Raw genomic sequence first — 11,297 nt, forward strand, 5'->3', positions numbered from 1 at the left:
AGGTAAAAAGTGCCGCGAGCGGGACTCGAACCCGCACAGCCATTACTGGCCAAGGGATTTTAAGTCCCTCGTGTCTACCAATTCCACCATTGCGGCTACTGGAATCTTTGTTGTCTTTCAGAATGTAAAGAGAGCGGAAAACGGGACTCGAACCCGCGACCCCGACCTTGGCAAGGTCGTGCTCTACCAACTGAGCTATTTCCGCGTAGCATGCTAAACGAGCTACCTCGTTCTGCAACGTGGATGCAAAGATAGTTGATAATCTCGGAATAGCCAAACGAATTACATTTTTTTTGTAAAAGCAAGGAATTGAGAGTGTTGGAGCAGTGTCTGCTATTTGGGTTCTGTTCTATGTTTTGTCCTTAGATATAATAGTCGGTATAAGCCGACAATATGTTGTAGTTCGCTTGTAAGGCAGCGGACTTTTCGTCTCTACTGTTGTTGGTTTTAAATCCTCAAAACTCTCATTTCTCACTGCTTACTCTTCACTCTCTATACGCTGCAGGGCTGGGGCAGCGTTGCTGCAAAGACCGGGCAGCATTGTTGAAGAGCCGAGGCAGCGATGCTGAGGGGGCGGTGCAAAGGCCCCACCCCAACGCTCCCCGAAAGGGGAGGGGATAGAGTTTGGAGGTAAAAGATAGGAGGTGAGAGTTAAAAAGTAAGAGGTAAAAGCTGCCGATAAACTTTATTCTCTATTCCATCAACCCTAACCCACCACTCCCTCCCCCTTTGGGGCGGGGCGGGGTGGGGCTTTTGTAGGGATGTGGCATGCCGCATTCGAGAGGGAATACACAACCTTCTTTATTCCAGCATTGTAGCATATACATATCTGCGGACGCGACATGTCGCGTCCCTACGAATTCAATTATATCATCAAACAGTTGCTATTGGGCTGCGAGGGCTGCTAATATATGAGATAGCCACGCTGTGGCTTATTGTCATGACAAAGAGAAGTAGAGACGAAAAATCTTCTATCTCACACCATTATATAAAGACTTTTGCCGACCTTCTATGTTGATGTAGGTCAAAAAATGAAGGTGTTTGCGTAAACAGGTGGGTAAAAGTGTTGTGGGATGGGAGGAATGTTGCTATCTTTACACCGTATTTATAATAGGATAACAGCGAAAAGTAAGGCTCCAAACAGGATAGGGGAGTCTCTGAATATAGAAAGGTAGAAAGATGATGAAAAGGATAATGATAGCTCTTGTGGCACTTTTAGGTATGACGACAGCATTTGCAGGCGAGGAAAAATCGAATGCTGTAGAAGTATCAAGTGTATATAATACTAACTTTAATTTCCGCAAATTGGCCGAGACTTTACGTCTCTCGTCTGACCAACGTTCGATAGCTGAGGATGTACACAACACCTTTACCATTGAGATGAACAATGCCGCTGTGGCAGCAAAGGATGATAAACGTGAGATGGTAGAGCGTGCCGTGGCCAACGATATACGCAATATGCGCTATGTGTTGAACAAGGAACAACTCGCTAAATACGTGTTATTGCTCAATACGACGCTTGAAAACAGGGGGTTGAAGTAGGGACTTATTTAGGAGTTGTTGGGAGTTAAAGCCTTCGGCTAGGGAGTTATCGGAAGTTAACTGACCTATGTTGATAGGCTTCATGCATACGCAGAGGTTTTGATTCAAGGAGTTATTGGGAGTAAATCGACATTTGCCGATAAGTTAAAGAACAAATAAAGATGAAGTAATTTCACTTTCGCAATAGCGGAAGTCTTATATACTGTTTAGATCAAATCTGTGATGGGTATCCAAGAAATTGGGTACCCATTTTTATTATAGGGATGGTTTGAAATACGGTTTATCTTACTGACAGTACGCCGAGAGCTCCTGTTGAGGATGCAGGATAACGTATGAGCTTGTCGCCGGAGTCACCACTGACAATAAAACCGCCATTGTTTAAATCGTAAGAGCGATGGCATACAGGGCAGGTGGCAATGCCATTGGAGGCAACTGCGAGCGGTTTGCTACGCACGGGAATGGCATCCGGGTTGAAACAATTGGGACATTCGCGGTCGTAGGCATAAAAGGTAGCGTCGGTAGAGTTGCCGAATCCTACTATCAAAGCTCCATTCATGCCCAATTGGAACGAGCGGCGTGAGTCGATAGCGTTGAAGATTGATTCGTGGAAAGTGTTTTGATTGCTGACAAAACGGAAATATTGTGCGCCACCATGAGAGGTGACGGTGAGGGTTACGAAGACTCCGGCGTAGGGTGTCATGGCCTGTGCGAGCACGGGATCTTGGTGCACGCTGTTGTCAATGACAACATAACAAGGGTATCTACTGTACTCGTGGTTGGTGTTACAAGCCGTCGTAAACAATAGCATTATAGCTAGCAGACTGGTTAAGCGGAATTTTTTCATAGGCCTTTAAGAGTTATTGGAAGTTGCCGGAAGATAGCTGTCAAAAGTTTATTTACTGACGGATTACTGCTTATCGTTGCTTTGGCCCGTTGCGAGCAAGGCTTTCTCGGCTTGTTCCATTTGTTCAAAATGGAACTCACTGATGGTCTGTTCCATCAGCGACCGGATATTGTCATTGCACAAATTGCCGATACTGCCCTCGTGAGTATGGTGTATATCCTTGTCGGCCTTGAATGTTCCGGCTTCGATTTCCAGTCCCACTTTCTTGTAAGCATCGCGGAATGGCAAGCCCTCGGCGGCCAATCGGTTCACTTCTTCGACCGAGAACATGGGGTCGTACATGGAATTGTCGAGGATATGCTCGTTCACTTCCATCTTGTTGATGATGTAAGCTGTCATCCGGAGGCAGTCTTTGAGTTCGTCGAAAGCGGGCAGAAAGACTTCTTTGATGATTTGTAAATCGCGGAAATAACCTACGGGTAGGTTGTTCATGATGAGCATAACCTGCTGCGGAAGACTCTGTAGCTTATTGCTTTTGGCACGTATCAGCTCGAAGACATCGGGGTTTTTCTTATGCGGCATGATGCTTGAACCGGTGGTACATTCTTTGGGTAACTTCACAAACGAGAAGTTTTGGCTGTTGAACAAGCAAGCGTCGAAAGCCATTTTGGCTAATGTGCCGGCCACGGAAGCCATGGCGAAAGCCACATTTCGCTCTGTCTTGCCACGCCCCATCTGCGCATATACCACGTTGTAGTCCATAGAGTCGAAGCCCAACAGGCGGGTTGTCATCGTGCGATTCAATGGGAATGAAGAACCATAGCCTGCTGCCGAGCCCAGCGGATTGCGATTGGTCATGCGCCAAGCGGCCTGAAGGAAGAGCATGTCGTCGGCTAAACTCTCGGCATAAGCGCCAAACCAAAGTCCGAAACTGCTCGGCATGGCTATCTGCAAATGCGTATAACCCGGCATCAAAACGTCGCGGTAACGGTTGCTTTTTTCGATAAGTTCGTCGAAAAGCACTTTGACGTCTTCGACAATATCTTTGAGTTGTTGACGTGTGAATAGTTTCAGGTCGACCAAAACTTGGTCGTTTCGGCTGCGACCGCTGTGTATCTTCTTGCCCATATCGCCGAGCTTGCGCGTCAAAAGTAGCTCTACTTGGGAGTGAACATCCTCTACACCGTCTTCAATACAGAACTCTCCACACTCGCAAGTGTCGTAGATGTTTCGCAATTCGGCCAGTAGTAGGGGGAGTTCGTCGCTACCTAGCAGTCCGATAGATTCCAACATGGTGATGTGAGCCATCGAACCGAGTACGTCGTATTTGGCTAAATAGAGATCCATCTCGCGGTCGCGACCGACAGTGAAACGCTCTATCTCCTTGTTTACTTCAAAGTCTTTCTCCCAAAGTTTGTTCGCCATAAGTCATCGCTCCATCAAAAGTGTGGGACAAAATATGTTTCCCTTTTGTTCCACCCTCGTTGTTTTCTTATTGTTATAAAAGTCTCTTGTCGTCTCTCTGCGCCTATCTTTCATTGCTTGATAGGCAAAACAGTCACTAAAGAAGTGCCAAAATTCTTTGTTGTGCATGTAGAGACGGAGCGTACTCCGCCTCATTTGAATGCGTTGGATAGTAATAAATGCTCTCTTCTTATGAGACGGAAAACTTTCCGTCTCTACAAGAGGATGAGCATTTTCTTGATATATTCCTCCGCAAAGAGATTAATATTGTATCATCTGTAGGGCGTCGGCTATCTTCTCAATACCCTCTTGGAGGGGCTTCTGAACCATTCCTTTGATGAAAGGATTGAGCTCTGCCTTGATGGTAAGCTTCATTTTGCACGACGTATCTGTCACCGGTAAGAGTTGTATCCAGAAGTTGAAAGGGAGCGGACTCTGCTCTGTTTCAAACTTGATGGTCTTAGGTGGCTCGCGATCAATGATGTGTAACTTCACCGCACCCATCGGACTGCTGATGGCAATAGAGTCTTGATCGAACGAAAGATCGTTGAGTTTATCCTCTGGGATGCGCCCTTTGACCTTTTCGATATTGCTCAAGTCGCTCAGCATATCGTAGACAGCTTGCTGCGAGTAAGCTATCTCGCGGATGCTACTTTCAAATGTACTCATGTTATATGGGGTGTTATTTTACTTGTGCCAATGCGCCGGATCCTTGCGCCATTCATGTAATAACTCTACATCGCTTTCTACTATGTACTCCGTATCGAGCGCTTCGGCCACCACATGTTCGTAATCCGTGAGGGTGACAAGCTGCACGTTGGCCTTGTTGAAAGCCTCTTCGGCTTCGGGGAATCCGTAGGTGTAAGCTGCTACCATGCCGATAACGTTGCATCCATCGCGACGTATTGCCTCGACAGCTTTAAGACTACTGCTGCCTGTAGAGACGAGATCCTCTACTACTACAACTTTTGAACCGGGTCTTAATTCGCCCTCTATCAAGTTCTCCAAGCCATGATCCTTTGGTTTAGAACGTACATATACGAACGGAAGATGTAGTTCGTCGGCCACCAATGCGCCTTGAGCAATTGCTCCGGTAGCCACTCCTGCGATGGCTTCGACCTCAGGAAAGGCTTCGAGTATGGCGTGTACTAATTCCAGTTTGATGTAGTTGCGCAACTCTGGATATGATAGTGTCTTGCGGTTATCACAATAAAAGGGAGAGCTCCAGCCTGATGCCCAAGTGAAAGGATTGTTAGGTTGAAGTTTGATAGCTTTAACTTTGAGTAATTTTGATGCGAATTCTTTCTTTAAAGAGTCCATAGTGTATTAGTTTAAATCATTATATTGCTGATATGTAGCCTATCTTATGCAAAGGTAAATTAAATATTGCATACTTCAAAATAAATCTTTACGTGTTAGGATTCTTTGTGTTTTTGATGGTTGGATGGGGATAGTGGCAGCTTATTTTGTATTTAAGAGACTTCTCATATTCTCATCGGTAAAAGCTTATATAGTTCGGTAAAAAGTGATACTTTTGCATGGAAAAGATTGAAGAAGATGAGTAATGTGACTGATATGACGGTAGGATCGCCTGCAAGAGGTATCCTCAAGTTTTCTATTCCACTGATTTTAGGCTACATATTGCAGCAGTTATACCTCGTTATCGACGCTGCGATAGTGGGTCGTTGGGTTGGAGTTGGGGCTTTGGCAGCTATCGGCGCGTCTACATCTATCATGTTTTTGATTATGGGTTTTTGCAATGGAACGTGTGCAGGTTTTGCAATTCCTGTGGCCCAAACGTTTGGTGCAAAGGATTATAGTAAGATGCGAGCGTATGTAGCCAATTCTATTCGTATCGCCATTGTGCTCTCTGTAGTGATCACCGGAACCTCTTGCATCTTGTGTCATCGTATCCTTGGGCTCGTCAATACGCCTTCCGACATCTTCCATGAAGCCTATGTATTCTTGATGTTACAGTTTCTTGCCATCCCTTTTACAATGGCTTACAACCTACTTTCTGGTTTCATTCGGGCGCTGGGGAATTCTCGTCAACCTTTTTATTTCCTTATTGTTTCATCGGTATTGAACGTAGTTCTCGACGTGATATTGATACTTATATTGGGTATGGGAGTAGAAGGTGCAGGTATCGCAACCCTCCTTTCACAAGGATTTTCAGCGCTATTGTGTGCTTGGTACATTCGTCGAAGCATGCGAATATTGATACCTCAGGGGGCAGAAAGAGCTTATCATGATTCTATGGTAGGTCATTTGCTGAACAGCGGTGTCCCTATGGGCTTGCAGTTCTCCATCACCGGCATCGGTATCATCATGCTTCAGAGTGCCAACAATGCCCTTGGAACCGCCTATGTGGCTGCCTTCACAGCGTCAATGCGTATCAAATACCTGTTCACTTGTGTGTTTGACAACATCGGAGTAGCTATGGCTACCTATTGCGGACAGAACATTGGGGCACGCCAACTGGTGCGTGTGCGACGCGGTATAGTTGCGGTTACAAAGATAATGTTGGTCTATTGTCTGTTCACCTTTATTATAATATATCCCTTTGCCGATTATATGATGCTGCTGTTTGTCGATGGTAATCAGCGGGCGGTGATTGAAAATGCGGCGCTCTTCATGCGTATTGCCAATTATTTTTATCCGGCTTTGGGGTTATTGTGTGTGCTTCGTTATTCCATCCAAGGCTTGGGATACTCCAATTTGTCAATGTTGAGTGGTGTGATGGAGATGATAGCGCGTTGTGGAGTGAGCCTTTGGATAGTGCCGGCATACCATTTTGTGGGTGTATGTTTTGGTGATCCGGTGGCTTGGATAGCTGCAAATGTTTTCCTTATACCGGCCATGTTATGGCTGTATAGACACTTAAAAGTGAAGTTGGTGAATGGTAGTTAGGGAGTAATTATTAAAAGGTAAGAGATTATTTCCTACCAAAATCGGCAGGTATCTCGCCCCATTGCTTCGTTTCCCACTTCACTACGGGGGTGGTTACGCGATGAGTACGTAACCATAGTTCGGCACGCGCAATGATTTGAAACAACGGTTCGGTCTGTGCATTGCGCTCCAGTTTGGTTTTACATTGTTTCTTTTTCACCCATAATATAGCGTTGTAACTGTCGCTATAGATGGTATATCCTGTGATTCCTTTTTTGTCTAGCAAGGCCAGCGCATGCACGATGGCGAGGAATTCCCCGATGTTATTCGTGCCATGAACGGGCCCGAAGTGGAATATCTGTGTCCCTGTCTGTAGGTCAATCCCTTGATACTCCATCGGTCCGGGGTTGCCTGAGCAAGCTGCGTCTACGGCAATGGCAGCCCCACCCCGGCCCTCCCCAAAGGGGGAGGGAGTATTATTCTGCAGCGGGTTTGCTATTTTTGCCTCTTTGGAAAGAACCGGAGCGGAGATGGATGTTTGCATTTTGTTGTTCTTTAATAGCGTTAGTTCAGTTCTTATTGAATTAATGACACCATTTATATTAGCAATAATATCTTCGTTTTTGAATCGAATAACTTTGAATCCTTTGCTGTTTAAGAACTCGGTACGTTCTCGGTCGTGCATCGGTTGAAGCCCTCTTTCATGATAAACACCATCAACTTCTATCACAAGCTTATCGTGTAAACATACGAAGTCTGCAATGTATTCACCAATGATATGCTGTCTACGAAACTTATATGTATCCAGTTGTTTCCCTCTTAATGCAGTCCACAGGATACGCTCAGCCTCCGTTGCGCAGAGTCTGTTCTCTTCTGCAAACTTTTTCAGAAGCTCGTATTCGCTACTTTCAGCTGTTTCGTAGATATACATGATGTATTAGAGATTTTCCCTCCCCTTTTGGGGAGGGTTGGAGTGGGGCTATTGGTGAGGTGTTTTGACTGAGAAGAGGTCTTTACATCCTCTCCGGAACCTCGATACCTAGCAATGCCATGCCGTTCTTAATGACTTTGGCAACGTTTGCAGCCAATATCAAACGAGTGATTTTCTCGTCCTCGCGCTCTGCATTCAAGATGCTGTAGTCGTGGTAGAATTGATTGAACAGCTTGGTCAACTCGTAACAATAGTTGGCAATACCGCTCGGACTGTAATCCATTCCAGCTTGTGCCACGGCTACAGAGAAATCGCTCAGCTTCTGAATGAGTTCTGTCTCCTTTTCGTTGAGGGGTGCATTGTCGGTCAATGCGGTTGGCAATGCGATGCCTTCAGCTGCTGCTTTGCGCAGGATACTGCGGATACGAGCGTATGTATATTGGATAAACGGACCGGTATTTCCGTTGAAATCGATACTCTCTGCTGGGTTGAAGAGCATGTTTTTGCGTGCATCTACCTTCAAGATGAAATATTTCAACGCACCCAAGCCCACCACGCGAGCAATCTCGTTACGCTCTTCCTCGCTCATGTCTTTAAACTTACCCAGTTCGTCACTGGTCTTTCTGGCGTCGTCTACCATTGCTGCTATCAGTTCATCGGCATCAACTACCGTTCCTTCGCGGCTCTTCATCTTACCGTTAGGCAGCTCTACCATGCCGTAAGAGAAGTGTACTAACTCCTTTCCCCATTTGAATCCGAGGCGGTCGAGCAGCAATGAGAGCACCTGGAAGTGATAGTTTTGCTCATTTCCTACTACGTAAATCATCTTGTCGATAGGGAAATCGCTGAAGCGCATCTGAGCTGTTCCGATATCCTGTGTCATGTAGACCGATGTGCCATCCGAACGTAGTAGGAGCTTTTGATCGAGTCCGTCACCGGTAAGATCGGCCCATACGCTATTGTCATCTTTGCGGAAGAAGAGTCCTTTCTCCAATCCTTCTTCTACCTTTTTCTTTCCTACGAGGTAGGTATCCGATTCATAATAGATTTTATCGAAGCCTACACCCATAGCCTTATAAGTCTCGTCGAAGCCGGCGTATACCCAGTTGTTCATCTTTTGCCATAGCGCACGTACCTCCGTATCACCTTGTTCCCACTTCACAAGCATCTCATGAGCCTCCTTAATGAGCGGAGCTTCGGCCGCCGCTTTGTCTTCCGCGTCTTTATCGGTCATGCCTTGAGCTTTGAATTGAGCCTCTAATTCCTTGCATTCTGCCTTGTAATGCTTATCGAACAGCACGTAGAAGTCGCCTATCAAGTGGTCGCCCTTCTTTCCGCTCGTCTCCGGTGTCACGCCTTCGCCCCACTTCTGCCAAGCCAGCATGCTCTTACAGATGTGGATACCACGGTCGTTGACGATGTTGGTCTTGACAACTCGATTGCCATTAGCTTCCATAATTTGAGCCAATGACCATCCCAAGAGGTTGTTACGCACGTGTCCCAAATGCAGCGGTTTATTGGTGTTGGGCGATGAATATTCTATCATTACTAGCGGCGAAGACTCTGTGACGGGCTTCTCGCCGTATTTCTCGTTGGCATGAATGTCGTTGAGCAGATCTACCCAAGCTGCCGATGCGATGCTGAGGTTCAGGAATCCCTTTACTACATTGTACTTAGCCACTGCTTTGCAATGCTCCTGTAGATAGGCACCTATTTCCTCTGCCGTGGCTTCGGGACTCTTGCGAGAAGTCTTCAAGAATGGGAATACCACGAGTGTGAGACTACCCTCAAAGTCGCTTCTGGTCTTTTGGAGTTGTACCATCTTTTCCGGAACATCTTGTCCGTACAGTTCTTTCACTGCCGCGAGCACCGAACTGCTTATTTCGTTTTCGATCATCATACCGATATAATCACTTAATTTATTTATCTTATAAGAACACTGCAAAGATAAAGAAAATATTGTAAACCACCATCATTCAGCGTTTTTAAACAGAAGAAGACGTTGGTTGCATCGCAATCTATCGTGGTCACACAACCTTGTGTCACACAACTTTGTGTTACTTTGTTTTGTTTGATACCTTTTTTTTACTATCTTTGGCGTACTGTAACCAATATATACATGATTGTATGAGGAGAAATTTTGTTTTTGGAACGGCTGTGAGTGACTATAATTTTACAGGTCGTGAGCGCGAAATAAAGAGATTATTAACTGCGTTTCAAACAGGTATTAATGTTATTTTGATGTCTGCTCGGCGTTTAGGTAAAACCTCTTTGGTGAAGCATGTCAGTAGATTGCTAGACTCCAATGAGGTTATCATGGTGTTTCTTGATATATTCAGTTGCAAGACAGAATATGAATTCTACAACAAACTAGCGACGGAGGTGCTGAAGCAGACGGCCTCCCGTCAAGAACTTTGGCTTGATGAGGCTAGAGAGTTTATCTTCCGATTGGCTCCAAAAATCTCTATTTCTCCTGATCCCAATTCAGAATTCAGTGTTTCTTTGGGTATATCTCCTAAGACGCACACCCCCGAAGAAGTCTTATCTTTGGCAGAAAAGATTGCTATCAAAAAAGGAAAACGAATAGTTGTATGTATAGATGAGTTCCAGCAAATAGGCGAGATGGAAGGTAGTAAGCAGATTCAAGCTCGTTTACGTGCCGTGTGGCAACATCAAGAGCATGTCTCATACTGTCTTTTTGGAAGCAAACAACATTTGATGAGCAATATTTTCCTCAATCGTAGTATGCCTTTCTATCAATTCGGTGACCTTATTGCGCTGGAAAAAATACCTACGGAAGAGTGGGTAGAATATATCGTTAGTCATTTTGCTGATGGTAATCGGACGATTCTTCGTGAACAAGCTGAAGAGATTTGTCGTTTTGTTGATAACTATTCTTCTTATGTCCAGCAACTCTCATGGATACTCTATACACAAACGAATGAAGGCGAATGTGTGACAGATGAGAAAGTCCGACAAGCCGAAACCGACTTGCTGAATGTTAATGAGATTCTGTTTATGCAGATGGTAGAACCATTGACGGAATATCAAACCAACTTTATTCGAGCCATTGTAAGTGGTGAACATTCCGATTTTGGATTGGCAGAGACACGCGAAACTTATAGGCTAGGCAGTTATTCAAACATAGGAAGGCTGAAAAAAGCTCTCTTAGAACGTGATATTATTACGTCTGAGAATCACATTATAACCCTTACCGACCCTGTATTTGCACAGTGGTTCAATCGTAATATGATGATATGAGAAAGCAAGACATCTTTTTTCATTCTCAATACATCAACCAATAGACTCGTAAATTAGCAACCTCAGTTCACTGCAGGGGCTAGGCAATATCGCTGTTTCGGCTTTGCAGCAATGCTGAATGGGCTTGGCAGAAGTGCTGAGAAGCCGCTGCAGCAACCTCTCTCCGCTCCTCTACAGCCCCACCCACGCCATTACCTCCCTCGTTTACCGTCGCACCGGCTGAGCCGACAGCGACTATTCGGTCGATGACCGATGGTTCCCCAAAAGGGGAGGGAGACGGTTTTGAGTTGACAAGTAGACGAGTTTAGGTTTTAGTTGGTGAGTTCTTGAGTTTATAAGTTATTGGTTGAGTTTGTTAGTTCATGA

At 45.3% G+C, this 11,297-nt stretch carries 9 protein-coding genes and 2 tRNA genes; 3 read left to right on the plus strand and 8 right to left on the minus strand.

Features of this window, described 5'->3' with window-relative positions; translation table 11 throughout:
• Nucleotides 1-10 precede the first annotated feature (10 nt).
• Together HMPREF3034_RS06900 and HMPREF3034_RS06905 are read right to left on the minus strand one after the other, a co-directional pair.
• Nucleotides 11-96 (minus strand) — tRNA-Leu (locus tag HMPREF3034_RS06900).
• A gap of 36 nt (nucleotides 97-132) precedes the next feature.
• Nucleotides 133-205 (minus strand) — tRNA-Gly (locus HMPREF3034_RS06905).
• A 974-nt stretch (nucleotides 206-1,179) separates the two neighbouring features.
• Here HMPREF3034_RS06905 and HMPREF3034_RS06910 point away from each other — a divergent pair.
• Entirely contained in the window at nucleotides 1,180-1,542 is a 363-nt protein-coding gene (locus tag HMPREF3034_RS06910; RefSeq protein WP_231725627.1) for a hypothetical protein, read from the plus strand.
• Between the two features lie 280 nt (nucleotides 1,543-1,822).
• On the opposite strand, the gene HMPREF3034_RS06915 is transcribed toward HMPREF3034_RS06910, so the two are convergent.
• From HMPREF3034_RS06915 to pyrE, 4 genes are all read right to left on the minus strand, one after another.
• Nucleotides 1,823-2,386, minus strand: a complete 564-nt coding sequence (locus tag HMPREF3034_RS06915; protein ID WP_062434302.1) for a hypothetical protein — start codon at nucleotides 2,384-2,386, stop codon at nucleotides 1,823-1,825.
• 63 nt (nucleotides 2,387-2,449) lie between these two features.
• Entirely contained in the window at nucleotides 2,450-3,811 is a 1,362-nt protein-coding gene (gene argH, locus HMPREF3034_RS06920; RefSeq protein ID WP_062434305.1) for an argininosuccinate lyase, read from the minus strand.
• Between the two features lie 300 nt (nucleotides 3,812-4,111).
• Nucleotides 4,112-4,519: an SRPBCC family protein gene (locus HMPREF3034_RS06925; protein ID WP_062434308.1), complete on the minus strand. Its 408-nt coding sequence runs from the start codon at nucleotides 4,517-4,519 to the stop codon at nucleotides 4,112-4,114.
• An 18-nt stretch (nucleotides 4,520-4,537) separates the two neighbouring features.
• Entirely contained in the window at nucleotides 4,538-5,170 is a 633-nt protein-coding gene (pyrE, locus tag HMPREF3034_RS06930; RefSeq protein WP_036900473.1) for an orotate phosphoribosyltransferase, read from the minus strand.
• Between the two features lie 237 nt (nucleotides 5,171-5,407).
• On the opposite strand from pyrE, the gene HMPREF3034_RS06935 reads away from it, so the two are divergent.
• Nucleotides 5,408-6,760: an MATE family efflux transporter gene (locus tag HMPREF3034_RS06935; RefSeq protein ID WP_036900471.1), complete on the plus strand. Its 1,353-nt coding sequence runs from the start codon at nucleotides 5,408-5,410 to the stop codon at nucleotides 6,758-6,760.
• Between the two features lie 25 nt (nucleotides 6,761-6,785).
• On the opposite strand, the gene HMPREF3034_RS12315 is transcribed toward HMPREF3034_RS06935, so the two are convergent.
• Nucleotides 6,786-7,670, minus strand: a complete 885-nt coding sequence (locus HMPREF3034_RS12315; RefSeq protein ID WP_082721723.1) for a DUF559 domain-containing protein — start codon at nucleotides 7,668-7,670, stop codon at nucleotides 6,786-6,788.
• Nucleotides 7,671-7,752: 82 nt separating this feature from the next.
• Nucleotides 7,753-9,570 (minus strand): arginine--tRNA ligase, encoded by a 1,818-nt coding sequence (argS, locus tag HMPREF3034_RS06945; protein ID WP_036900483.1) that lies wholly within the window; start codon nucleotides 9,568-9,570, stop codon nucleotides 7,753-7,755.
• A gap of 227 nt (nucleotides 9,571-9,797) precedes the next feature.
• On the opposite strand from argS, the gene HMPREF3034_RS06950 reads away from it, so the two are divergent.
• Nucleotides 9,798-10,931 carry an AAA family ATPase gene (locus HMPREF3034_RS06950; protein WP_036900468.1) on the plus strand — a complete coding sequence of 378 codons (1,134 nt, stop codon included), beginning with the start codon at nucleotides 9,798-9,800 and terminating at the stop codon, nucleotides 10,929-10,931.
• The last annotated feature ends 366 nt before the right edge of the window (nucleotides 10,932-11,297 follow it).

Source organism: Prevotella sp. DNF00663 (assembly GCF_001553265.1).
Classification (GTDB): domain Bacteria; phylum Bacteroidota; class Bacteroidia; order Bacteroidales; family Bacteroidaceae; genus Prevotella.